Origin of the sequence: Flavobacterium sp. N2820 (assembly GCF_025947285.1) — a bacterium.
Classification (GTDB): Bacteria; Bacteroidota; Bacteroidia; order Flavobacteriales; family Flavobacteriaceae; genus Flavobacterium.
Genome location: NZ_CP110008.1, coordinates 100775 through 125023, shown reverse-complemented (window position 1 = coordinate 125023; position 24249 = coordinate 100775). Strand labels below are relative to the sequence as shown.

General features: G+C 31.4%; 23 protein-coding genes. 9 read left to right on the top strand and 14 right to left on the bottom strand.

What is annotated here, in order from left to right; translation table 11 throughout:
- Positions 1 to 4: 4 nt before the first annotated feature.
- The 6 genes from OLM52_RS00640 to OLM52_RS00615 are packed head-to-tail and all read right to left on the bottom strand — an operon-like array spanning position 5 to position 5861.
- The gene (locus tag OLM52_RS00640) at positions 5 to 1201 is read right to left on the bottom strand and encodes a tetratricopeptide repeat protein (RefSeq protein WP_264549233.1); all 1197 of its coding nucleotides are present in this window, start codon (positions 1199 to 1201) and stop codon (positions 5 to 7) included.
- Between the two features lie 41 nt (positions 1202 to 1242).
- Positions 1243 to 1920, bottom strand: a complete 678-nt coding sequence (locus tag OLM52_RS00635) for a metal-dependent hydrolase (protein WP_264549232.1) — start codon at positions 1918 to 1920, stop codon at positions 1243 to 1245.
- 27 nt (positions 1921 to 1947) lie between these two features.
- Entirely contained in the window at positions 1948 to 2868 is a 921-nt protein-coding gene (gene menA / locus OLM52_RS00630; protein ID WP_264549231.1) for a 1,4-dihydroxy-2-naphthoate octaprenyltransferase, read from the bottom strand.
- Positions 2869 to 2911: 43 nt separating this feature from the next.
- On the bottom strand, positions 2912 to 4405 hold the full coding sequence (locus OLM52_RS00625) for a PH domain-containing protein (protein WP_264549230.1): 1494 nt from the start codon (positions 4403 to 4405) through the stop codon (positions 2912 to 2914).
- Complete coding sequence (locus OLM52_RS00620; protein ID WP_264549229.1) at positions 4398 to 4979, bottom strand: PH domain-containing protein; 582 nt, start codon at positions 4977 to 4979, stop codon at positions 4398 to 4400. Before OLM52_RS00620 ends, OLM52_RS00625 begins: the two co-directional genes overlap by 8 nt.
- A 42-nt stretch (positions 4980 to 5021) precedes the next feature.
- Positions 5022 to 5861: a 1,4-dihydroxy-2-naphthoyl-CoA synthase gene (locus tag OLM52_RS00615; RefSeq protein ID WP_264549228.1), complete on the bottom strand. Its 840-nt coding sequence runs from the start codon at positions 5859 to 5861 to the stop codon at positions 5022 to 5024.
- A gap of 106 nt (positions 5862 to 5967) precedes the next feature.
- On the opposite strand from OLM52_RS00615, the gene OLM52_RS00610 reads away from it, so the two are divergent.
- From OLM52_RS00610 to OLM52_RS00600, 3 genes are read left to right on the top strand one after another with little or no spacing between them, the layout of a single operon-like run.
- The gene (locus tag OLM52_RS00610) at positions 5968 to 7086 is read left to right on the top strand and encodes a C1 family peptidase (protein WP_264549227.1); all 1119 of its coding nucleotides are present in this window, start codon (positions 5968 to 5970) and stop codon (positions 7084 to 7086) included.
- The gene (locus OLM52_RS00605; protein ID WP_264549226.1) at positions 7087 to 7533 is read left to right on the top strand and encodes a PH domain-containing protein; all 447 of its coding nucleotides are present in this window, start codon (positions 7087 to 7089) and stop codon (positions 7531 to 7533) included.
- Positions 7523 to 8704: a serine hydrolase domain-containing protein gene (locus OLM52_RS00600; protein ID WP_264549225.1), complete on the top strand. Its 1182-nt coding sequence runs from the start codon at positions 7523 to 7525 to the stop codon at positions 8702 to 8704. Before OLM52_RS00605 ends, OLM52_RS00600 begins: the two co-directional genes overlap by 11 nt.
- On the opposite strand, the gene ygiD is transcribed toward OLM52_RS00600, so the two are convergent.
- The 4 genes from ygiD to OLM52_RS00580 form a co-directional block, all read right to left on the bottom strand.
- Positions 8705 to 9583, bottom strand: coding sequence for a 4,5-DOPA dioxygenase extradiol (gene ygiD / locus OLM52_RS00595; RefSeq protein ID WP_264549224.1), 879 nt, complete (start codon positions 9581 to 9583; stop codon positions 8705 to 8707).
- Positions 9584 to 9649: 66 nt separating this feature from the next.
- Positions 9650 to 9934, bottom strand: a complete 285-nt coding sequence (locus OLM52_RS00590; RefSeq protein WP_264549223.1) for a hypothetical protein — start codon at positions 9932 to 9934, stop codon at positions 9650 to 9652.
- 1 nt (position 9935) lies between these two features.
- Positions 9936 to 10772: a S1 RNA-binding domain-containing protein gene (locus OLM52_RS00585; RefSeq protein WP_264549222.1), complete on the bottom strand. Its 837-nt coding sequence runs from the start codon at positions 10770 to 10772 to the stop codon at positions 9936 to 9938.
- A gap of 127 nt (positions 10773 to 10899) precedes the next feature.
- On the bottom strand, positions 10900 to 12117 hold the full coding sequence (locus tag OLM52_RS00580) for an OprO/OprP family phosphate-selective porin (protein ID WP_264549221.1): 1218 nt from the start codon (positions 12115 to 12117) through the stop codon (positions 10900 to 10902).
- A 91-nt stretch (positions 12118 to 12208) separates the two neighbouring features.
- On the opposite strand from OLM52_RS00580, the gene prmA reads away from it, so the two are divergent.
- From prmA to OLM52_RS00565, 3 genes are all read left to right on the top strand, one after another.
- Positions 12209 to 13045 carry a 50S ribosomal protein L11 methyltransferase gene (prmA, locus tag OLM52_RS00575; protein ID WP_264549220.1) on the top strand — a complete coding sequence of 279 codons (837 nt, stop codon included), beginning with the start codon at positions 12209 to 12211 and terminating at the stop codon, positions 13043 to 13045.
- A gap of 76 nt (positions 13046 to 13121) precedes the next feature.
- Entirely contained in the window at positions 13122 to 13397 is a 276-nt protein-coding gene (locus tag OLM52_RS00570) for an ATP-dependent Clp protease adaptor ClpS (RefSeq protein ID WP_264549219.1), read from the top strand.
- Between the two features lie 140 nt (positions 13398 to 13537).
- Complete coding sequence (locus OLM52_RS00565; RefSeq protein WP_264549218.1) at positions 13538 to 16141, top strand: AsmA family protein; 2604 nt, start codon at positions 13538 to 13540, stop codon at positions 16139 to 16141.
- Between the two features lie 61 nt (positions 16142 to 16202).
- Here OLM52_RS00565 and OLM52_RS00560 read toward each other — a convergent pair whose 3' ends face one another.
- Positions 16203 to 16994 carry a DUF2797 domain-containing protein gene (locus tag OLM52_RS00560; protein WP_264549217.1) on the bottom strand — a complete coding sequence of 264 codons (792 nt, stop codon included), beginning with the start codon at positions 16992 to 16994 and terminating at the stop codon, positions 16203 to 16205.
- 101 nt (positions 16995 to 17095) lie between these two features.
- Here OLM52_RS00560 and OLM52_RS00555 point away from each other — a divergent pair, with 101 nt between their 5' ends.
- From OLM52_RS00555 to OLM52_RS00545, 3 genes are all read left to right on the top strand, one after another.
- Positions 17096 to 18604, top strand: a complete 1509-nt coding sequence (locus OLM52_RS00555; protein ID WP_264549216.1) for a GH3 auxin-responsive promoter family protein — start codon at positions 17096 to 17098, stop codon at positions 18602 to 18604.
- Between the two features lie 358 nt (positions 18605 to 18962).
- Positions 18963 to 20549: an OmpA family protein gene (locus OLM52_RS00550; protein ID WP_264549215.1), complete on the top strand. Its 1587-nt coding sequence runs from the start codon at positions 18963 to 18965 to the stop codon at positions 20547 to 20549.
- A 10-nt stretch (positions 20550 to 20559) separates the two neighbouring features.
- Positions 20560 to 20694 (top strand): hypothetical protein, encoded by a 135-nt coding sequence (locus OLM52_RS00545; protein ID WP_264549214.1) that lies wholly within the window; start codon positions 20560 to 20562, stop codon positions 20692 to 20694.
- Between the two features lie 55 nt (positions 20695 to 20749).
- Here OLM52_RS00545 and clpX read toward each other — a convergent pair whose 3' ends face one another.
- From clpX to tig, 3 genes are all read right to left on the bottom strand, one after another.
- A complete protein-coding gene (gene clpX / locus OLM52_RS00540; protein ID WP_264549213.1) occupies positions 20750 to 21982 on the bottom strand; it encodes an ATP-dependent Clp protease ATP-binding subunit ClpX in 1233 nt (410 codons plus the stop codon).
- Positions 21983 to 22063: 81 nt separating this feature from the next.
- Entirely contained in the window at positions 22064 to 22720 is a 657-nt protein-coding gene (gene clpP, locus OLM52_RS00535) for an ATP-dependent Clp endopeptidase proteolytic subunit ClpP (protein WP_262319236.1), read from the bottom strand.
- Positions 22721 to 22885: 165 nt separating this feature from the next.
- On the bottom strand, positions 22886 to 24211 hold the full coding sequence (gene tig, locus OLM52_RS00530) for a trigger factor (protein ID WP_264549212.1): 1326 nt from the start codon (positions 24209 to 24211) through the stop codon (positions 22886 to 22888).
- Positions 24212 to 24249: the final 38 nt, after the last annotated feature.

Below are 24249 nucleotides of genomic sequence, written 5' to 3'. Positions count from 1 at the left end.
CAAATTATTCTAGAATTCGTGATATTTTCTTGAAATTGTCGGTTGGAAATCCTTTTAATCCAAATTCTACAAAATCGTAATTGGTTTGTTTAATCCAAGTTTCTTTAGATGAAATATTTTGATCTTTATACATTTTATGAATATCCTTTGCTTCCGAAACTCTATCGGTAAATAAATAAACATGTGCTAAAATTAAATGATATCTCAATTCGGATGGATTCATTTTTATAGCTTTTTCAATACTTTCTTCAGCCTTAGCATATTGTTTTGAAAATAAATAAATATCCCCTAACAAACCATAATCTACATCTTTAGCATATTTTTTGGCGATTATTTCGTTTTGAATTTTTAAAACAGCTTCTTCAACTTTGCCATTTCTATTTAAAAGAATGGATTCTGCTCTAATTTTATCCAAATAAAAATCGAATTGATTCGTTTTTTTTATAGCAATTTCTTGTATTTCTAAAATAGTTTTATTCTTTTCAATTGATAACAATTGTTTAAATTCTGAATATTTATACTTTTCAGTAAAACTTTCGATAAATTGAGCTAAAAACAATTCTTTATTTGGTGAGACTTTATACCATTCTAATTTTTTACCAATTGTTACAACCTCATTTTTAGCGGTTTTATCCCAACCTCTACTTGCTTTATAATCAACCCAAGGCACGACTTCCAAGACGATTTTTTGGTTCATAACCCAATTTTGACTTTCAAATCCAAACCATAAATTAGGTAAATTGGTCAAACATAATGAAGATGACGAAATCAACTTTGCTTCTTTGTTTACTTTTTCTTTTTGTTCCCAACAAGCTCTATCCGTTTTTCCTTCTTTCAAAAATGAATTAGCTGCATTTGCTTCTTGAAACAAAGCATAGGTACATTTATCATCGCCCGAAATGGCAGATGTTAAATGAATCGCTCCAGCTGTTCCTTGGCTAATTCCAGTTGGATCAGGAATGGCTTTTAACACCGAAACCAAACTCGAAGTTAATTTTTGATTTTCGTCTAAAACGGTAATTCTATATACAAATTCGGTTGTTCCAACGGGTAAATCTTCTGCTTTAATTAGTGTTCGTTTTCCTGCTGAAAGGCTAATTTCTTTTGTAGTTGCCCGTTCTTTATCCCAAAAACCATCTTTTTGAGCAAAAAACGAAGTGGAAAAGAAGAAGGCGAATACGAAATATAATAGTTTGTTCATTTTAATTTTTAATAGGTAAATACAATTTGGGTGCCAAAGAATTACAATTCAATACTTTGGCCAATTTCTAATAACATCAAATCTTTTCCTTTGTCGAAAAATTTACGTTTAGCTTCTTCATGATTGATTTCAATGTAACCAAATGTATCAAAATGATACCCTAAAACTTTATCGCATTGTACAAAATCGGAAGCAATAATCGCATCTTCCACATCCATTGTAAAATTACTTCCAATAGGTAAAATCGCTAAATCTAATTTGGTTCGCATAGGAATTAATTTCATATCCATTGTTAAAGCAGTATCACCTGCTATGTAGATATTTTTGTGTTCACCTTCGATAACAAATCCACCTGGTTGACCGCCATAACTTCCATCAGGAAAAGACGAAGTGTGATGTGCGATTACATATTTTACGGTTCCGAACTCAAAATCCCAACTTCCTCCGTGGTTCATTGGATGAAAATTAAAGCCTTTATTTCCAAAATAAGAAGCAATTTCGTAATTTGATACAACTACAGCGTCAGTTCGTTTTGCGATTGCTTCTACGTCTAAAATATGGTCTTGATGCGCGTGCGTGAGTAATATAAAATCAGCTTCCAGTGTATTAATATCGATATGAGACGCTTTTGGGTTTCCCGAAATAAATGGATCAACTAAAATGTGAACATCATTTATGGTAATTCCAATACAAGCGTGTCCGTAAAATGTGATTTTCATAGCATTACATATTAAATTAAAACTTAATTAAGACAAAAATACTAAACTTACAGCTAAAAGTATACTAACTAAAAAAGTACTCAAGGCTACTTTTTTCAATTCAGAATCAAGTTCTTTAGGAATCTTGTTTTTATTTACTGTTTTTAAATGATTGAACAAAATAATAAAAACCAAAGCAAAACTGTATTGTGGGAATGAAAATAATAATTGATTTCCAAAAAGAATCAATAAGAGCAAAGCAGAAATTATCAATCCATACTGATATACTTTTGCGTTTTCTGAACCTAATTTCACAACTAACGTATTTTTTCCTGCGATTTTATCGTTTTCAATATCGCGCATATTGTTTAAATTTAGAACGGCAACACTAAGACACCCAATGGCAAATGCGGGTAAGAAAAGGATACCGTCTAATTCCTTTGTAAATAAAAAATTAGAACCAATAACTGAAACCAACCCAAAGAAAATAAACACAAACAAATCGCCAAAACCACTGTAACCATAGGCGCTTTTTCCAACTGTGTATTTAATAGCTGCACCAATTGAACCCATTCCTAGCAAGATATAAATCAAACTTAGTGCGAAATTTTCTTTTCCGAATGCAACGTAAATTAACAATAACGCTATAATAAAAGTCAAAATTGCGGTGATTATTACGGCTTTTTTCATTTGCTCTGCTGTGATTATTCCTGCTGCGACTAAACGTTTTTCGCCAATTCTGTTAGCATCAGTTCCTTTTATGCCATCTCCATAATCGTTTGCATAATTGGACAACACTTGTAAACCTAACGTAGTTAACAATGCCAAAACCACGATTCTCCAATCAGAGAATCCTTGATAATAAGCATAAGCGCTACCCACAATTATTCCAGAAACAGAAAGTGGTAAGGTTCGTAATCGTGCGGCTTGTATCCATGGTTTTATGTTCATAAATTCTATTTTTCTCATTTTATTTTCTTCAATCATCAAACACCCATCAACCTTCAATCATTTACATCCAATTCTTATTCGAAGTTTCTATTTGATACAACCAATAATTGACTAAATTTTTAATTTCGGTATAATTTCCTGTTGAAAAACGAATCGTTCCACCAGCAGTTGACAAAGTAACCGAACCAATATTTGTGCTTTTTTGCCAGAAAAATTGTTGGGTTTCAATAGCTTGAATTTTAAAAGGTTCAATAATTGCATTATTAATATCCCAAGCGCCATTTTGTTTAATGATAAAATCGTTGGAAACAAAAAGCTTGTAGTTTTTATAGGAAAACCATATCAGAACTCCAGAAAAAACGGTAAAAATTGTACTATAAATAAACCATTCGTTCCAAGTAAAAAAATCGGTATTTAACTTTACCAATAACGAAATAACAATTGGAAGCAGGAGTAAAAAAAACAAATTTACAGCTAATTTTCTCCAATTTGGCAAGAATAATGCTCCTTTTTGAGGAAGTTTGTCAAACAGTAATTTTAGTATTTCATTACTTTCTAATTGAGTACAACCTGGCACTTCAATTTTATCTTTTTCTTTCACTTTTTCGGCATCACTTGAAGCTTGATGCACACCAATAGTGATAATATCAAGTTTTTTCTGAAAGAAATTTTGAGTAATGGTAATTTTTTGAACTTTGTTCGGATTCAGTAATGTATTTTTTGTTGCCAATAATCCGTAAGAAAGTAAAATAGATTGCTTGTTTTTTTGAATCGTAAAATCAAAATATTTTATAATAGTTCGAACCAAATTAACAATCAAAACCAAAGCAATGACAATTGCAATACCCAACCCAATTGAAGAATACAGTGAAAATTTATCAAAATAATTGGCAACCTTATCTTCACTAATCACATCATTATCTGGCAATTGTCTCAAATTCTCCATGATAGTTGTAAAAAACACAAACAAAAGCGCAAAACTCTTTATGTAATTTGAAGTAAAACCTATTTTAATTAAACTGATTAAACTAATTTTTAATAACGAAGTTGGCGTTTCTTCTGTTGCATTTTCCTGAGAAATGGTGTTTACTACTGCAGAATGATTGATTAATCGTTCTTTCAAAATAGTTGCTAATTCATGAGAAATGGCGCTAATTGAAGCTTCTTTTTTATCGCTTCCAGCGGTGTCAATTTCTAATTTATGCACGCCAACCAATCGTTGAATTAAACTTTGATTGATGTTAACTTGTTGAATTTTATGCAATTGAATAGCGATTTTTGTGCGATTTAAAACGCCTTTTTGAATAATAAATTCATTGGTTTCTTCGTCAATATGAAACGTAAAAAAATGATATTGCAAATAAGAAATGATTGCAATTATGACAATAACCGCTGCAATTCCGCCAAAAACCATTACTTTATTTAGTGACTCAAATTTTACCAACCAAATCAATAAAACTGGCCAAAAAGCACGAACCGATTTTTGTAACGTATTGGCAAACATGACCACCACGCCTAAAAGCGATTGTTTTTGAGGTTGCGAAAAATTAGTCATTGGTTTCATTTTCGGCAAGAATTATATTTTCTGGAGATGAAGTATCTGTTATTTCAGTTGAAGGATTGATTTTTTGCGAAACCATATTTTTTATTTGTTGCGCTTCTTCCAATAACAAACCTGGGATTTCTAAATCGGAACTACTTCCTCCAGCTGTGAACAATTCGATAGAAGCTAAACCTAATTTTCGGGCAATAAAACCTTGATGTAAAGCCACATGCTGTACACGATTAAACGGAATTATTGTGGTTGTTTCTGAAATTAATCCCTCTTTATAAATAGCATCGTGGGTTCTAAATGCAAACCCTTTTTTATTGAAACTAAGTTTTGCAAGTACATACGAAAATATAATCATACAAGCGATAACTGCACCCATAATTAACCAAACTCTGTTTGAAAAAAGCTCGGTTTTAAAATACGAAAATGCAGAAAAAGCAATCAACAAAACCAAATTAAAAATACTTCTATTGATAACAATAACAGTAAAATATTTTGATTGTAAGGGTTTTAACTGAACTTCCTCAAACTTGGGTAATTCATTGATTTCTATCGCTTCATTGGTGAATTTTGACATACTTTTTCTTTTTTTCTAAATTCTAAATTCTGACTTCAAGTATTAAGGTAAATATTTCTTTTCAAAATTTGGTTTACGTTTTTCTAAAAACGCATCTCTTCCTTCTTTTGCTTCGTCTGTCATATACGCTAAACGTGTAGCTTCACCTGCAAAAACTTGTTGTCCTACCATGCCGTCATCGGTTAAATTCATAGCAAATTTTAGCATTTTAATAGACGTTGGTGATTTTGCTAGAATTTCTTGTGCCCATTCAAAAGCTGTGTCTTCTAATTCAGCATGAGGAATTACAGCATTTACCATTCCCATTTCAAAAGCATCTTGCGCGGAGTAATTTCTACCTAAAAAGAAAATTTCTCTAGCTTTCTTTTGCCCTACCATTTTAGCTAAATAAGCCGAACCATAACCACCATCAAAACTGGTAACATCCGCATCGGTTTGTTTAAAAATAGCGTGTTCTTTACTTGCTAACGTCAAATCACACACCACATGAAGCGAATGTCCGCCACCAACAGCCCAACCCGGAACTACACAAATCACAGCTTTTGGCATAAAACGAATCATACGTTGTACTTCTAAAATGTTCAATCTGTGGTAACCGTCTTCGCCTACGTAACCTTGATGACCACGAGCTTTTTGGTCGCCACCACTGCAAAAACTCCAAATGCCGTCTTTTGAACTTGGTCCTTCAGCAGAAAGCAACACTACACCAATTGATGTATCTTCTTGCGCATCATAAAAAGCTTCGATTAATTCTTTAGTTGTTTTAGGACGAAAAGCATTACGGACATCAGGTCTATTAAAAGCAATTCGGGCAACACCATCGCATTTTTTGTAAGTTATATCTTCAAATTCTTTTACCGTTTTCCAGTTGATTGTGCTCATAAACAATTGATTTAAAATTTCAAATACTTTAATTTTGTTAAAACTAAATTTCAGTAAAAATAATTCATTTTTTGCATTATATTGCAAGTTCAAAACAATTAGATTTATGAAAAACCTATATATCGGATTGCTGTTTGCATCTGGGCTATTTACAGCTTCGGCTCAAAACTATGAATTTCAAGATGTTATTGATGTTGAACGCTTACCTGTGATCTCACAAGATATCACTGGAACATGTTGGAGTTTCTCTACTTCCTCATTTTTAGAATCCGAAATTATTCGCTTGACGGGAAAAAAAATCGACCTTTCGGAGATGTTTCAAGCGAGGACCACTTATTTGGCTAAAGCAGAAAACTACATAATGCGTCAAGGAAAAGCTAATTTTAGTGAAGGTGCTTTAGCACACGATGTATTAAATAGTGTTGTTAAAAATGGTTTGGTTCCGAATAGCGTTTTTGATGGTTTAAACGATGGTGAATTGAAGCATAATCATGCTGAAATGGTGGCCGTTTTAGAAGCCATGTTGAAAACATATGTTGAAAATCCAGGGAAGAAATTATCTCCTAATTGGAAACAAGCCATTAATGCAGTTTTAGACATTTATTTAGGAAGTATTCCAACAAAATTCGAATACGAAGGCAAAAATTACACACCAAAATCATTTGCTGAATTTACTAAAATTAAGCCTGAAAATTATGTTACACTGACTTCGTTTACGCACGAAGCAAATTACAAACCGTTTATTTTGAATATTCCTGATAATTTTTCAAACGGAAGCATGTTTAACTTACCTTTAGATGAATTCATTGCTAACATAGACCATGCATTAGCAAAAGGTTATTCACTTTCATTAGATTGTGATGTTTCTGAACCAACATTTTCAGGAAAATATGGTATTGCTTTTATTCCGGAAAAAGAAGAAGATACTAAAACTGGTTTAGCAGAAATTATTACCGAAAAAAATATCACACCTGAATACCGTCAACAAGAATTTGAAAATATTTCAACTACTGACGACCACTTAATGCATATTGTTGGAAAAGTAAAAGATCAAAAAGGCAATATCTATTATAAAGTAAAAAACTCTTGGGGAAGTGATGAAAAGAAAGTAGCTAATGGAGGTTACGTATATATGAGTATACCTTATATGAAATTAAAAGCAATTTCTGTTCTACTGCACAAAGATGGAATTCAAAAAGAAACGAAAAAAAAATTAGCTTTGTAAGTGATTTTTAAATCTGCAACAAGTAAAATAAACTTATACATTTTAATAGGGGTAATTGTATTTATGTTTGGAATGACAGTTCCGGCGTTGTTTGACGACACAATCGAACCTTTTATAGTTATTTTAGCAATTAATTTAGTTATTTTTCTATTTTTACTTTGGACTTACAAAACAACATTTTATATTATAAAAAACGACAGCTTACTATGGAAATCTGGTCCATTTAACGGAACAATTGAAATAAAAAACATCAATAAAATTGAACACCATAAAGGAATTGTGGTGCCAACCATTTGGAAACCCGCATTGAGCCATATTGGTTTAATCATTACATACAACAAATATGATGACATATATATTTCTCCAGAAAAAAGCAAAGAATTTATCACCCTTTTATTAAAAACAAATCCTAATATCGAGATTAAGAATACTACTCATGTTGAATAAAACACTCCTCATACTTCTAAGCTTATTACTTGTTAATTGCCAAAACAAACCCGACGAAAACAAAGAATCTACAATTAAAGATAAAGAAGGTAATGTATCAGAATATGCTGTAAATTTCGCTCCGCTCACCACCATTTACAAAAACAGAATGGGAAATGAAGTGGAAGCTTTTTATGAAAAAAAATTTAATAGTAAAGATTACAGTGGTTCTTTCTTAGTAGCTAAGAACGGTGAAATTCTTTATGAAAACTATAGTGGATTTGCCTATAAAGAAAAAGGTGATTCAATAAAACAAAACACACCTTTGCACATTGCTTCTGTGAGTAAAGTAATAACTGCTGTAACAATTTTGAAATTAGTTGATGCTAAAAAACTAAAATTAGACGACTTAGTAACTTCCATTTTGCCAGAATTTCCACACGAAAAAACAACAATAAGAATGTTATTGAATCACAGAAGTGGCTTACGTAATTATGCTTATTTTACTGATGATAAAGGCGTTTGGGATAAAAAGAAAACGCTAACAAATCAAGATATTTTAACCCTTTTAGCTACAAAAAATATTGGCTTAGAATCCACTCCAGGAACCCGTTTTGGTTATTGTAACACTAATTATGCATTACTGGCTTTAATCATTGAAAAAGTATCAAAAAAAACCTATCCTCAAGTGCTTCAAGAATTAATTTTTGATCCATTAGGCATGAAAAACACTTTTGTTTTTAATGATTTAACAAAACAAGACAACGTTAGTCAATCCTATAAAAACAACTATTTACGATTGGCTTTTGAATATTTAGATCAAGTGTATGGCGATAAAAATATTTATTCTACACCTCGCGATTTACTACAATTTGATTTGGCTTTATATTCTGATAAATTTTTGAGTGCAGCAATGAAAGAAGAAATGTTCAAAGGATATAGTTATGAACGTAAAGGAACTAGAAATTATGGATTAGGAGTTCGTATGTTAGAATTTGAAACGGGTCAAAAATACTTCTTTCACAACGGCTGGTGGCATGGAAATACATCATCATATGTTACACTGGTAAAAGATTCGGTTACTATTATTGCAATTTCAAATAAATTCTCCAGAAAACCGTATCAAACCAAGAGATTGGCTCCAAAATTTGGTGATTATCCTTTTAAATTTAATGATGAAGAAGGCGAATAATTAACCAATTTTCACAGAAGTCATCGTTAACGAACCTCCAACGGCTTTATCGTTGAAGAATTCTACTTTATCATTATCGGTTTGTAATGCTAAAATGTACAGCAATGGATAATAATGGTCGGGTGAAGGAATAGCTAATGTTGCGGCTTTATGTAATTTTTCATATTGAATTAATTCTTTATGAAAACCATTTGAAATTTTATTTTTGAAGATATCATTCATTTCTAAAGCCCAATCAAATCCGTATTCGGATTCGTTTAATTTATCCCAAGCTACCATTCGTAAATTATGCACCATATTACCGCTTCCGATAATTAAAATTCCTTTTTTGCGAAGTGAAAGTAACTGTTTTGCTAATTCATAATGATAAGCCGCTGGTTTATAATAATCGATACTTAATTGTAAAACCGGAATATCAGCATCAGGACACATGTGTTTTACTACCGACCAAGTGCCGTGGTCTAATCCCCAATCGTGGTCTAATTCTACTGCTGGATTCGTAATTAGTTTTTGAATTTCTGAAGCTAATTCAGGATTTCCAGGCGCTGGATATTGCACATCAAACAATACTTGTGGGAAACCTCCAAAATCGTGAATCGTTTTTGGATTTGGCATTGCGGTAACTAATGTCCCTTTTGTTAACCAATGTGCTGAAATTACCACAACTGCTTTGGGTGTTGGAATTTCCTTACCCATCAGTTGCCAACGTTTTGAAAACTCATTATCTTCAATAGCATTCATAGGCGAACCATGTCCAATAAACAAAACGGGCATCTTCTCCTCTTCTTCTACTAATCCTTTTGTCCAATTATAAAACGGTTGTATACTTGCCATAGCGATTCCTCCTGAAAGTAATGTTATGAAATTCTTGCGATTCATAAACTAATATTTGTATATACAAATTTAATGATAAAAAATTAGTCTGAAATACTTATTAGGAAAAAATTATGAGAGAAATTCTATTTTGAAATATCTCAAAATGAAGAAAATAGAAATTAAATTAATTACAAGAGCTAACCAATAATACTTATTATAATCATCCGTATTTACAGCAATTTCATATAAATTTAAAAGTGGTAAAATCACAACAGCTGCCCAAATTGGTATCCAAATGATTTCAGTTTCAAATCCAATAAAATAAAAAGTTTCAAAATTTTGAAAAATGGCAACAAACGTTAGTAACAAAACTAAAACGCTAAGTGAAAAATATATTTTATTCTTTGTTGTCATTTTAAACCAAATAAATTCCGTCTTCTTTGATTTCGATTAACTTTTGTTTGTATAAATTTCCTACGGCTTTTTTGAAATTCTTTTTACTCATTTTCAACACCGTTTTGATGTCTTCTGGATGCGAATTATCTGTCAATCGCAAGAAACCACGATTGGCTTTTAATTCGTCTAAAATAATTTGCGATGAAGGTTCAATTGCTTCTACTCCAACTTTGCGAAGCATCACATCAATTTTTCCGTCAGGGCGAATATTTTTGATGTAACCAACGGTTTTCATCCCTGGTTTTACATCTGTATACACTTCATTTTTATAAGCTAAACCTTTATACTTTTGATTAATAATAACGTTAATTCCGCCATCTGTAATATGAGAAATTAAGATATTTACTTCTTCGTTAGGTTCCAAATCAACATTTTCATTCGTCAAATATTTATTGGTTCTACTTGAAGCCACCAAACGATTGGTTTTTTCATCCAAATGCATGTAAACCAAATAACGTTTTCCAACTTCCATCGGTCGGGCTTGCTCTTTAAACGGAACAAATAAATCTTTCTCTAATCCCCAATCTAAAAAAGCACCAAACTGATTCATGTAATTTACTTTTAAATGTGCAAATTCATTCAGTTTAACATAAGGCTTAAGCGTTGTTGCAACAGGACGTTCTTCATGATCTAAATATATAAATACTGTTAAATCATCTCCAATAGAAAATTCTTTTGGAACATATTTATTAGGCAACAAAACATCATCTTCCTGTGTTTCTTCGCTTCCTAAAAATAAACCAACCTTAGTATCTCTAAGAATTTTCAACGTATTAAACTCCCCTATTTGTAACATAATAAAAATAAATAAAGTGCAAAGGTAAGCATTTTAAAAATTAGAAGTTTAAAATCCGAAATACAGAAAATAAAAAAAACCACAAATCAATTACTGAATTGTGGTTTTATGCGATATTTTCTAAAACTTAGATTCCGATTTCAAGTTGTAATCGAACATACCAATTTTGTTTGTTAGTTCCGTCAAAATAATCTAAATCGGATAATGTAACTTCTCCTTGTAATTTAAAAGCATGCTCCCATAAATATTTAGTAATACCTAACGAATATTGTTTCGAATCAGGAGTCAAAGCCTGAATATCTTCGTGCATTTTTTGAGTAGAAAAACGACCAATAATTTCATAATTTGTTGGAAACACATAACTCAATTGATAATCCATTCCACTTCCAACTGGAACATAATTAAACTCCGTAATATCATCTGGATTAAAAGCAATTGGATCTTTTGCTGAACGTGACATGTAAGACGACATTAAACTCCAACCGTTATATTTTAACATGGCATCTAATAAAACTGATTTCATTGTTTTTTGTTCAAACAAGTCTCCTCCAAGCTGGCCTTGCGTTCTTCTTGCCAAATTATTTTGATGAAAAGCACCTGATAATAATAATTTTGGTGTTTTTTCTCTTGCGACATCTCCTTCAAAATTAGTTCCATCATTTTTAAATGAACCGAAAGGCATCAACTCTAATTTTCCAGTTAAAGCTACTCCGTCGTCGGCTGATTTTGTCCAGTTTCTTCCTTCTCCTGTTGAAACAGCCGTTTTTACATTGTATGAAAATTTATCTTTATTTTCATTCAGATAATACGCTTGAAAACCAAAATCTCTATCAATGGTGAAACGAGCATTATTAATACTTCTATCTGTTAATTGTAATGCTCCTGATGAATTCACACGCTGACGATTTCCTGGCAATTTGGTTTGTCCAAAAAGAAAACTCCAATGTTTATTTGGTCGATAAAAAACCGCAGCATCTCTGATAATATTTATATTTTCTCCATCTTGAATTTCACCCACATCACCTGGTGCAAACGACAATTGAATTACATATAAAAAGTGTGGATTACCTACATATCCATCAAAACGCAAACGTAAACGTCTAATTTCTCCTGAATAAGCAGCATCTTCATCCTCATTTTGAATAAATGTAACACGATTTTGCATTCTAAAACGAATATTTAATTGAAATAAACTATCTGGCGATGTTATTCCTAATCCTTTTCCATAACTATAATATGGAAGGGCAGCCAACTTTAAATCGTTGTCTTTTGTGGTTACTTTTATGTCTTGAGCTACTGTAATTGCAGTAGTTACAAGCAATAAAAAAGTTACTAATTTTTTCATTTGTTATGTTGTTGTATATTTTGTGCAAACTTAACATCAAATCAATGTTAAGTATGTTAAGTAAATATTACCTTTGCAAAAAATTAATGTTATGTCAAATATATACATTGGATATCACTTTACAATAGAACCTATTGAATTAGGTAGCGAAATTTTAATTGCTGAATTAGGAGAAAAAGCTTTTGAAAGCTTTATTGAAACCGAAACAGGAATTTCTGCCTATGTTCAAAAAGATTTGTGGAGCGAAACTATTTTAGAAGATATTCAGATCTTAGATAATCCAGAATTTAAAATCAATTATACTTTTGAGGAAATTGAGCAAGTAAATTGGAATGAAGAATGGGAAAAAAACTTTGAAGCAATCGAAGTAGACGGAAAATGTCATGTAAGAGCTCCTTTTCACGAAAAAACTAATGCCGAATATGATATTGTAATTGAACCAAAAATGAGTTTTGGAACAGGTCATCATGAAACCACTCACATGATGATTCAACACATACTTGAAACAGACTTTACAAATAAAAAAACCTTAGACATGGGTTGCGGAACAGCCATTTTAGCCATTTTAGCTGAAATGAAAGGTGCTCAACCAATCGATGCTATTGATATTGACAATTGGTGCTATCTAAACTCCATTGAAAATGCAGAACGCAATAATTGCAACCATATTTCAGTTTACGAAGGTGATGCCTCTTTATTAGTTGATAAAAAATACGACATAATTATTGCAAACATCAACCGTAATATTCTTTTAAACGACATGCAACATTATGTAAATTGTTTAAATGAAAACGGAATTTTATTTTTAAGTGGTTTTTATACCGAAGATATTCCCGTAATTTCTGAAAGTTGTATTGCTAAAGGGCTTACTTATGAAAAACAATTTGAAAAAAATAATTGGGTAGCATTACGATTTAAGAAGCAATAACAAAAGAAGAATAATTAGAATTTGTTGGTTTAAATAATTTTTTTAAATTTGTGTAGAACATTCAAACTAAAAGGAAATGAGCACGATAGAAAAATTACAGGAAAAATTTTTAGTAGAAGAAGCCATAGGTTACAATAACGAAATTGTGTTACATAATGATGATATAAATACTTTCGATCACGTTATTGATACACTTGTAAGAGTTTGTAATCATGATGATTTACAAGCTGAACAATGTGCCCTATTAGTGCATTACAAAGGAAAATGTACTGTAAAAACGGGCGCATTAGACGAATTAAAACCCCAATGCTCAGCACTTTTAGATGCTGGATTAAGCGCAGAAATTATATAAAAGAATCCCGATTATTTCGGGATTTTTTTTATAAGTTTAACTTCATTTTAATGCTAACTTATTATTTTGGTACTAATTTTGTTACAATAGAAATAGTCAAGTAGCTTATAAACCATTCGCTTCACAAATAATATATAATTATGTTGAAAAAAATCTTAAAAGGAATTGGAATTTCCCTATTGGTAATCATTATCGCATTGGCAGCGGCTCCATTTTTGTTCAAAGACAAAATCAAGGAAATGATTGCCAAAACGTTGAATGAAAATGTAAATGCAAACATTGCGTTTGAAGATGTGGATTTGAGTTTATTCAAAAGTTTTCCGCAAGCTAATGTTACGATTGAAAAATTAAGCATTATTACTAAAGCGCCATTTGAAAACGATACACTTTTATATTCGGGTGAAACCAACGTAACCATGAGTGTAAAAGAACTCTTTAAAGGCGAAGGAGAAGCTATGAATTTAGAAAGTTTTAGTGTGGTTGACGGAATTGTAAACATCATTTTTAATAAAGATGGCTTAGGGAATTTTGATATTGCATTAAAAGAAGAAGCCGATAAAAAACCTTCTGACAGCAAACCTTTTGCCTTAAATATTCAGGATTATGAAGTAGAAAATTTAAAATTCACTTATACCGACGAAGGTTCAAAAATAAAAATGGTTTTAGACAGCATTAATCACGAAGGAAAAGGGAATTTTGCTGCTCAAAAATTAGATTTAGAAACTAAAACTACTGCAAAACTATCTTTTGATATGGACAAAATGAACTACATGAACAATGTAGCTATTTCATTAGATGCCATTTTAGGAATTGATTTAGAAAAAAGTAAATATGAATTCAAAGACAACAAAGCATTAATCAATCAGTTGCCATTAGAATTCAATGGATTTATTCAAATGGTGGAAGCGGGTCAAACGTATGACTTAACATTCAAAACGCCAACATCTGATTTTAAAAACTTCTTGGGATTAATTCCAGCTGCTTATTCAGGTGATATTAACAAAGTAAAAACAACTGGACAATTTTCAGTAGACGGAAAAGTAAAAGGAAATTTAACCGAAACTACGATTCCTGCTTTTGATGTAAAAATTGCTTCTAATAATGCGTCTTTTCAATATCCAGATTTACCAAAATCGGTTAAGAATATCGTCATTGACACACATATTATCAACGAAACCGGTTTAATGAACGATACGTATGTGAATTTGAACAAACTTGCATTTTCAATTGACCAAGATGTGTTTAATGCAAAAGCCAATATTAGAAACATAGCAACAAATGCATTAGTTGATGCCGAATTAAAGGGAACAATCAATTTAGCAAATGTTACTAAGGCTTATCCCGTAAAATTAGACAAACCGTTAACCGGAATTTTAAAAGCTGATGTTAAGACAAAATTTGACATGAAATCTGTTGAAACTTCTCAATACCAAAACATTCAAAATTCGGGAATTGCAAGTTTGACTGGATTCAATTACGAAGGGCCAGAAATGGCAAAACCGTTCAAAATTAACCAAGCGTCAGTGGCATTTAATCCAAGCCAAATTCGTTTAAATCAATTTGATGCAAAAACGGGAACTTCCGATTTACAAGTTACAGGAACGTTAGATAACTTTTATGGATTTGTATTCAAAAACCAAATTCTGAAAGGAAATTTCAACATGAATTCAACAAAACTAGTAGTTTCAGATTTTATGGCTCCAACTACTACCACTAATGATGAAGGTAAAAAATCTACTGAAGCGGTCAAAATTCCTTCGTTTTTAGATTGTAGTATAACTGCAAAAGCAAAAACTGTTGTTTATGACAATTTGAATTTGCAAGATGTTTCGGGAAATATGGTAATTAGAGATGAAGCGGTAAGCTTAAACAATTTAAAAATGAGCATTTTTGGCGGAAATATCGGTTTAACCGGTACAGTTTCAACTAAAGGGAAAACGCCAACGTTTAATATGAATTTAGGCTTAGATAAAGTTAATATTGCCGAATCTTTCACACAATTAGACATGCTAAAATCGATTGCTCCGATTGCTGGGGTAATTAATGGTAAATTAAACTCTACAATAAAATTGTCGGGTGATTTACAACAAGATATGACACCAAATTTAAAAACCATTTCTGGGGATTTATTAGGTCAATTGCTATCTACTACAATTAATGAAAAAAACTCAACTTTATTAACGGCTTTAAGTTCGAATGTAAAGTTCATTGACATGAGTAAAGTCAACTTAAATGATGTAAAAGCGGCATTATCGTTCAAAGACGGAAAAGTAAATGTAAAACCATTTGATATCAAATATCAAGACATCACTGTAAATGTGGGCGGAACACATGGTTTTGATCAAAATATGAATTACAACTTAAAATTTGATGTACCTGCAAAATATTTAGGTAAAGAAGTAACTAATTTATTAACAAAGCTTACACCTGCAGATCAAAATAAAATTCAAAACATTCCTGTAAATGCTGTGCTTGGCGGAAACTTTAAACAACCAAAAATCACAACCGACATGAAACAAGCTACTACCAATTTGGCTTCACAATTGGTAAAAATGCAAAAAGACAAATACATCAATCAAGGAACATCAGCATTAGGAAATTTGCTTGGGGGTACTAAAGGCAACACTTCTGGAACTACTACAGCAACAGACACAACAAAACCTAAGGCAACTCCTAAAGAAGAACTCAAAACCAAAGCAACGGATGCATTAAATGGTTGGCTTAAAAAGAAGAAAAAAGAATAAACACACTGTTTTAAATGCAAAAACAAACCCTTTCAACTGTAAATTTGAAAGGGTTTATTTTTTACAAACTCATTTTTACTACATAACCTTCATATGTTCTAACGTTAAAGACGGTTCCGTCTTCAAAAAGTAGGTATTGTCCTTTTATTCCTGCTAATTTTCCTGAGAAATTTGGCGTTTTATCTAAATTTAAACTGCTAACTTTTTTAGGATATTGCAAAACAGGAAAATCCATTTGAATGATTTTTTCTTCCTTTGGAAAATAATCTTTTACTTCATTAGGCAACCAATCAAATACCTTGTTTCGCTCAGCAATTAAATCCATATTAGGCACTTCGTTTTTTAGCATTTTTTGCCAATTCGTTTTATCGGCAAAATGATTTTTCAAAGCAACCTCAGTAATACCAGCTAAATATCTATTGGGAACTTCTACAATTGGAATCGCTTGCACAGCGCCTTGATCTATCCATCGTGTTGGCACTTGTGTTTTTCGGGTTACTCCTACTTTCACCTCACTCGATAATGCCAAATAAACTACATGAGGTTGCAATTGCACGCGCTTTTCATAAGCTAAATCTCTATCTTCAATATCTAAATGTGCAGTACTTAATTCGGGTTTCATAATCCAATCTCCAACAGCAGGACTACTCATAAAACAATCGTAACAAAATCCTTGACGAAAGATTTTCTTAGCTTTTCCGCAATTTAAACATTGATAGCCTTGAAACGCTATTTCTATCTCCTTTCCTATAAGTTGGTTGATGTTTAAAAAACTATTTTCAAAAACCAAATAATATTGGATTGGGAAACTAAATTCGGTTTGCATTTTTGAAAGTGTGCCTTGATATATCATTTCGTGTAAAGATTTTCTTTTTTGTTCAATTATTTGAAAAAAATGCTATTTTTGGTAAAGTTATTATTCCAAATTAATAATTCAAAATTAGCAATAGGTAAATGCCATTACAAATAATAAATTCTTTTGCCACTTGGATTTTAAAAAAGCGAATTCATCAAATGGAATTGTTTTTAAAATATCCGCATGAAGTGCAAGATGAATTACTTTTTAATCTAATTAAAACGTCTGAAAACACGCAACTTGGTAAGAAATATGATTTTTCTTCCATGAAAAGCTATACTACTTTTTCAGAACGAATTCCTGTTTCTACTTATGAAGATTTAGAACCTTTAATAGAGCTTACACGTAAAGGCGATCAAAATGTATTTTGGCACTCTAACATTAAATGGTTTGCAAAATCAAGTGGAACTACTAATGCAAAAAGTAAATTTATACCTGTAAGTTCAGAAGCTTTAGAAAATTGTCATTACAAAGCGAGTAAAGATTTATTGTGTTTATTTTTAAATAATAATGAAGATTCGCAACTTTTTACTGGAAAAAGCCTTCGCTTAGGCGGAAGCAAGCAATTGTATGAAGACAACAATACTTTTTTTGGGGATTTATCGGCAATTTTGATTGATAATATGCCCATTTGGGCCGAATTTAGCTCTACACCTAGCAGTAAAATATCGTTAATGGGAGATTGGGAGACGAAACTTCCTGCCATTATTAATGAAACCATCAACGAAAATGTAACAAGTTTGGCTGGTGTTCCCAGTTGGATGTTGGTTTTACTTCAAAAAGCATTAGAAACCACCGGAAAATCTAATTTATTAGAGCTTTGGCCAAATGCAGAAGTATACTTTCATGGAGGCGTAAATTTTGATCCGTATAGAGAACAATATAAAAAATTATTCCCAAAAGACGACTTCAAATATTATGAAATTTACAATGCATCAGAAGGTTTTTTTGCAATTCAAGACCAAAATGATTCTAACGAATTATTATTGATGTTAGATTATGGAATTTTCTACGAATTTATCCCGATGGATACTTTTGGAACATTAAACCAGCGTGTTATTCGTCTTAATCAAGTAGAATTAAATAAGAATTATGCCTTAGTAATTACAACAAATTCAGGCTTATGGCGCTATTTAATTGGTGATACGATTCGATTTACTTCTTTAAACCCATATCGAATTAAAGTTACAGGAAGAACAAAACATCACATAAATGTTTTTGGAGAAGAACTAATGGTTGAAAATACTGATGCGGCTATAGCAAAAACATGCGCTCTATTTGACTGCGAAATAGTTGATTATACTGTAGCTCCAGTTTTTATGAGCGAGGCGCAAAAAGGTTCACATGAATGGATTATTGAATTTAAGCATCCGCCTGAAGACATTGAAAAATTCCGTTTTGCTTTAGACGATACTATTCAGTCTTTAAATTCAGATTATGAAGCCAAGCGATATAACAATATGACATTAAACCCGTTAGTATTAAATGTGGCCCGAAAAAACTTGTTTTATGATTGGTTAAAACAAAATGATAAATTAGGAGGGCAACACAAAATTCCGAGGCTTTCTAATGATCGAAATTATTTAGAAAGTTTATTACAATTATAATAAAATCACATGAAAAAAATAGCTTCATTTTTAGTACTCTTGAGCATTATTATTTCATCATTTTCTTGTGGACCAAGACGTTATAAGTGTGGTCCATATAGAAGATGTGAAATAAAAGAAAATGTAATAAATCCCAAGAAAAATATAGAAATTGACAAAATTAAACTGTCATAAATATATTTAACAAAAAAATAACCGAAATTTAATTCGAATAATTTTACCTGAAATCGATTTTTTTTGCAGTTCGTCGAGTTTTATCATAAATGTTTTATAAAAGATTTTTTATGTAAAATTTAGTATTAATTTTGCGCTTGATTTAATTTTTTATTACCCCACTATAAATTAAGCGTTTAACATTATGAATTACCCCAAATTACTAATTCTAATTTTCCTTTTTGGAACTTTTTTTTGTTTTTCTCAAGAACCAAAACGATCAGAATCTTTAGATTCCATTTTAAATACAATAAATAAATCTACAAAAGGTATTAATTACTTAATTAGTGATACTGGCATTAACTCAGAATTGAACGAAGTTGGAACTTCTTTTTTTAAAAATAAATACATAATTTTATCTAATAAAAAGAGAAGACACGCAGAAGTAACAGTGAATCCAGTTACAAATGAACCTAATAATAATTTATACTGTGTGGATATTAAAGATGATGGAAATTTATCTTTTCCATTGCTTTTCTCCCAAGCATTAGATTCTGAAAAAAATGAGGGTTCTATCAGTTTTTCAGCAGATCAACGTACGATTTACTTTACACAAGAAAGTCCAAATAACAATCAAATTTTTACACTTCACAAGGCTGATTTAAACGAAAATGACCCAAAAAAATGGGTAAATATTACTAATCTTCAAGTTGTACCTTCTGAATATTCTGTGGAAACACCAAGTTTATCACCTGATGGTAAAAAAATATTTTTAGCGGCAAACATCCCTGGAGGATTTGGTGGTTTTGACATTTATGAAGCACCCGTTTTATCAGATGGAACAATTGGAAAATTAGTTAATCTTGGGCCAAATGTAAACACTTCTCTTGATGAGAAATATCCATTTATGTCTTTAGACAGTAAATATTTATTCTTTTCTTCAAAAGGTCATGCTAACATGGGCGGTTATGATGTATTTAGATCTTCAGTTGTAGAGAACAATTATGTAAAAGCTTTGAACTTAGGAACTGACCTAAATTCTAAAAGAGATGATATTGCTTTTGTAATGACCTCTCCTTCTAAAGGTTACATATCTACAGATAAACAACAATCTGGTAATTTTGATATTTTAAAATTTGAAATCAAAAAACAAGAAAATTTGACCCAAACCTATACTGTAGTTGAAGAACAATCAAGTATTGTACTCCCTAATGCAGAAGTTGTTGTAACTAATGAATTTGGAGAAATTATTTCAAAAATAAAATCAGATGAAAAAGGAAAAATTAGATTAGAATTAGATCCTTTAACACAATATACAGCTACAATTAGCAAAGATGGATATGAAACAAAAATCACTTCTTTATCTTCTGGAGATTCAAATAAAAATTTAAAATTAACTCAAGAAAAAGCGATTATAACTGAAGATGCTATTGTTATCGAAAATATCTATTTTGATTTTGACAAAGCAACAATCAAACAAGAATCTACTTTATCTTTAAATAAAATTGTAGAAGTATTAAATAATAACCCTGAAATGTCTATTGCTATTAATGCACATACAGACAATAAAGGTTCCGCAGATTATAATCAAAAACTTTCTGGAAGAAGAGCAAAATCTACTTACCAATATCTAATTGACAAAGGAATTGCTGCTTCAAGATTATCATATAAAGGATATGGAGAAAGCCAACTATTAAACAAATGCGACAAATGTACACCTGAACAAGATCAGACCAACAGAAGAGTCGAATTTAAAATTAATAAAAATAATAACATTTCAACACAATTATAAAACCCTAAAAATGAAAAAAATCACTCTAACTTTCGCAATTGCAACAGTACTTTTATTAACCTCATGTTCTAGTGGATGGAGCTGTAAATCTAGCTATTGCAATGCAAAACAAGCAAAAAAAATAGAGCAAAAGAAAAATGCTTAATCTATAAAAAAGGGTCGCCAAATGGCGACCCTTTTTAAATATATAATATTCCAAATTAAGAAACTGCTTTCAATCGTTGTAATAAGTTTTTACTCAAACTATTTTCCGCATATTCTTTAGTTACTTGCAAATGTTTATCTTCAGAACTAGGCAATTCATACATAGCATCAGTTAAAATAGCTTCACATAACGAACGTAAACCTCTGGCACCTAATTTATATTCTAAGGCTTTAGAGACAATATAATTTAAAGCTTCTTCTTCAATTTCCAAAGTTACCTCATCCATTTCAAACAACTTTTTGTATTGCTTTACTAAGGCATTTTTAGGTTCGGTTAAAATTGCTCTTAACGTTTCTGCATCCAAGGGATCCATATGAGTTAAAACTGGCAAACGACCAATAATTTCTGGAATTAATCCAAAATCTTTTACATCTTTTGGGATTAAATACTGCAACAAATTATCCTTATCAATATGGTCTGTTCCAATTGAAGAACTATAACCAACAGCTTGTCTATTTAAACGTTTTGAAATAATACGCTCTATACCATCGAAAGCACCACCTGCAATAAATAAGATATTTTGAGTGTTTACCTCAACAAATTTTTGGTCTGGATGTTTTCTACCTCCTTTTGGTGGCACATTTACAACCGTTCCTTCTAATAATTTCAACAAAGCTTGTTGCACACCTTCACCCGAAACATCACGCGTAATTGATGGATTATCACTTTTACGTGCAATTTTATCTATTTCGTCAATAAATACAATACCTCTTTCGGCTTTTGCTACATCATAATCAGCTGCTTGTAACAAACGAGTTAAGATACTTTCCACATCTTCACCTACATAACCTGCTTCGGTTAAAACAGTTGCATCAACAATAGCCAATGGAACATTCAACATTTTTGCAATTGTTTTTGCTACTAATGTTTTACCTGTTCCGGTTTGTCCTACCATTAATATGTTACTTTTTTCAATCTCAACTTCGTCTTCCAATTGAATTTGCATCAAACGTTTGTAGTGATTATAAACCGCCACACTCATTACTTTTTTAGTCTGATCTTGTCCAATAACATAATCATCTAAAAACGCACGAATTTCTTTTGGTTTCAACAGAATCAAATCAGCAACCAAATTGGAATTACCCGATTGTTTTAATTCTTCTAATACAATTCCGTGAGCTTGTTCGATACATTTGTCGCAAATATGCGCATTAATTCCTGCAATTAATAAATTGGTTTCAGGCTTTTTCCTTCCGCAGAATGAACATTCTAATACTTCTTTAGCCATCCTTTTTAAGTTAGCAGTCACAGTATACAGTCACAGTTATATCGCTGAAAACTGTGACTGAAAACTGAAAACTATATTTATTTATCTTGTTAAAACCTCATCAATCATTCCGTATTCTTTTGCTTCAGCAGCAATCATCCAATAATCGCGCTCAGAATCTTTGTGCACTTTTTCGAACGATTGTCCAGAATGTTTAGAAATGATTTCATATAATTCATCTTTTAATTTCAACATTTCTTTCAAGTTGATTTCCATATCAGTTGCTACACCTTGTGCTCCTCCTGATGGTTGGTGAATCATAACTCTTGAGTGTGGTAATGCCGAACGCTTTCCTTCTGCTCCAGCACATAATAAAACCGCTCCCATTGAAGCCGCCATTCCTGTACAAATTGTAGCAACGTCTGGTTTTACAAATTGCATTGTATCATAAATTCCTAATCCAGCATAGACACTTCCACCAGGAGAATTAATATAAATACTAATGTCTTTAGAAGCGTCAACACTTTCTAAAAACAATAATTGCGCTTGAATAATATTTGCCACATAATCATCAACTCCTGTTCCCATGAAGATAATTCTATCCATCATTAAACGAGAAAAAACATCCATTGAAGCTACGTTTAATTGGCGTTCTTCAATAATATAAGGCGTCATACTTCCAACAATTTTATCGTAATATAAACTGTTTACTCCGTGATGCTTAGTAGCATATTTTTTAAATTCTTTTCCGTAATTCATAAATTAAGTTTAAAAGTTTATGTGTTTAAAAGTTTAAAAGGGATTAAACTTAAACCATTAATATTTTGCAAAGTTCGTGCCTATTACTTTTTGTGACAAATTGTCTTGAAACAAAAAGCGCCAAAACTAGTCTGACGCTCAAAGATAATTATTTTTTGTGAGAAATTATTCTCCGTACATTTCTTTGATGAATTGCTCGTAATTAACTTCTTTTGTTTTAGCCGATACTTTTTCTTTGTAAAGACCTAACATTTTTTCGCTCATTACTTGCTCAGACAAACGTTTTACTTCGTCTTGATTTGACATCACACGAGCAACAATTCCGTTAATTTCATCATCCGATGGATTTAATTGACCAAATTGAGCCATTTGTTTCTTGATTAATTCGGCAGTATGTGCTTTTAAATCTTCAAACGTAATTTGTAAATTATTTTCAGCCATTACTTTTCCTTCGATTAATTGAAAACGTAATCCTTTTTCTGCTTTTGCATATTCTTCTTCAGCTTGCTCATCAGAAAGTGGAGTTTCACCCATGGTTTTAATCCATTTTTTTAAGAACTCAGCTGGTAAATCAAATTTTGTGTTTTCGATTAAGAAATCAGTCACGTCGTTTAAGAATTTTTGATCTGCTTGTTGTGCAAATTGCGCTTCAGCATCCTCTTTAATTTTTGCTTTTACGTCTTCAACAGAAGAAACGACTCCAGCTCCAAATAATTTATCAAACAATTCTTGATTTAATTCAGCTCTTTCAGTTGCATTAATTTCTTCAATTGTGAAATGAACTGTGATATCTAATCCGTGTACATCATCATGACCTACTTTTAAGTAATCCATTAATTTGTGATCATCATCGAATAAGCCTTTTGTTCCGATAGCAACTACATCACCTACTTTTTTACCAATGAATGATTTTGCTACTTTTTTATCTGCAAAAATATCTAAAGCAAAATTTGCAGGAGCATTAATTCCTTTTTCTTCGTTTGTAAATGTTCCAACAACATCAAAACCTTCTTCTACTTTATCTTGAGAAATTAATTTTCCATATTGCTTTGCGATGCGATCTACTTGATCGTTCAACATTTTGTCATCAGCAATAACTTTGAATTTAGTAACATTGTTTTTAGCAGATAAATCAACTGAAAACTGAGGTGCTAATCCTAATTCGAAGTCAAAAGAAAAATTTTCCGCATCCCAATCGATACTTTCTGTTAACTTTGGAAGTGGATTTCCAAGAATATCTAATTTTTCAGTAGTTAAATAATTATTAAGCGAAGTTTGTAATACTTTATTCACTTCTTCTAATAAAACTGCTTTACCATATTGTTTTTGAATCAAACTCATTGGAACAGCTCCTTTTCTAAATCCAGAAATAGCAGCGTTTTTTTTGTAATCAGCTAATACTTTATTTACCTTATCAGCATAATCTTCTTTAGCGATTGCTACTGTTACAATAGCATTTAATGCATCAACTTGCGTTTTTGTAATGTTCATTTATCTGTTTATTTAAGTACCATAAAAATTGGGTTGCA

Bases quoted from the DNA above. Each gene is read 5' to 3' on its own strand.
- OLM52_RS00620 (WP_264549229.1), bottom strand. From the start codon at position 4,979: ATGTCAAAATTCACCAATGAAGCGATAGAAATCAATGAATTACCCAAG.
- OLM52_RS00560 (WP_264549217.1), bottom strand. From the start codon at position 16,994: ATGATATATCAAGGCACACTTTCAAAAATGCAAACCGAATTTAGTTTC.
- OLM52_RS00545 (WP_264549214.1), top strand. From the start codon at position 20,560: ATGAAAAAAATCACTCTAACTTTCGCAATTGCAACAGTACTTTTATTA.
- OLM52_RS00640 (WP_264549233.1), bottom strand. From the start codon at position 1,201: ATGAACAAACTATTATATTTCGTATTCGCCTTCTTCTTTTCCACTTCG.
- clpX (WP_264549213.1), bottom strand. From the start codon at position 21,982: ATGGCTAAAGAAGTATTAGAATGTTCATTCTGCGGAAGGAAAAAGCCT.
- menA (WP_264549231.1), bottom strand. From the start codon at position 2,868: ATGAGAAAAATAGAATTTATGAACATAAAACCATGGATACAAGCCGCA.
- OLM52_RS00585 (WP_264549222.1), bottom strand. From the start codon at position 10,772: ATGTTACAAATAGGGGAGTTTAATACGTTGAAAATTCTTAGAGATACT.
- OLM52_RS00635 (WP_264549232.1), bottom strand. From the start codon at position 1,920: ATGAAAATCACATTTTACGGACACGCTTGTATTGGAATTACCATAAAT.
- OLM52_RS00570 (WP_264549219.1), top strand. From the start codon at position 13,122: ATGAGCACGATAGAAAAATTACAGGAAAAATTTTTAGTAGAAGAAGCC.
- OLM52_RS00555 (WP_264549216.1), top strand. From the start codon at position 17,096: ATGCCATTACAAATAATAAATTCTTTTGCCACTTGGATTTTAAAAAAG.
- OLM52_RS00625 (WP_264549230.1), bottom strand. From the start codon at position 4,405: ATGACTAATTTTTCGCAACCTCAAAAACAATCGCTTTTAGGCGTGGTG.
- ygiD (WP_264549224.1), bottom strand. From the start codon at position 9,583: ATGAATCGCAAGAATTTCATAACATTACTTTCAGGAGGAATCGCTATG.
- OLM52_RS00615 (WP_264549228.1), bottom strand. From the start codon at position 5,861: ATGAGCACAATCAACTGGAAAACGGTAAAAGAATTTGAAGATATAACT.
- OLM52_RS00550 (WP_264549215.1), top strand. From the start codon at position 18,963: ATGAATTACCCCAAATTACTAATTCTAATTTTCCTTTTTGGAACTTTT.
- prmA (WP_264549220.1), top strand. From the start codon at position 12,209: ATGTCAAATATATACATTGGATATCACTTTACAATAGAACCTATTGAA.
- OLM52_RS00590 (WP_264549223.1), bottom strand. From the start codon at position 9,934: ATGACAACAAAGAATAAAATATATTTTTCACTTAGCGTTTTAGTTTTG.
- tig (WP_264549212.1), bottom strand. From the start codon at position 24,211: ATGAACATTACAAAAACGCAAGTTGATGCATTAAATGCTATTGTAACA.
- OLM52_RS00600 (WP_264549225.1), top strand. From the start codon at position 7,523: ATGTTGAATAAAACACTCCTCATACTTCTAAGCTTATTACTTGTTAAT.
- OLM52_RS00565 (WP_264549218.1), top strand. From the start codon at position 13,538: ATGTTGAAAAAAATCTTAAAAGGAATTGGAATTTCCCTATTGGTAATC.
- clpP (WP_262319236.1), bottom strand. From the start codon at position 22,720: ATGAATTACGGAAAAGAATTTAAAAAATATGCTACTAAGCATCACGGA.
- OLM52_RS00580 (WP_264549221.1), bottom strand. From the start codon at position 12,117: ATGAAAAAATTAGTAACTTTTTTATTGCTTGTAACTACTGCAATTACA.
- OLM52_RS00610 (WP_264549227.1), top strand. From the start codon at position 5,968: ATGAAAAACCTATATATCGGATTGCTGTTTGCATCTGGGCTATTTACA.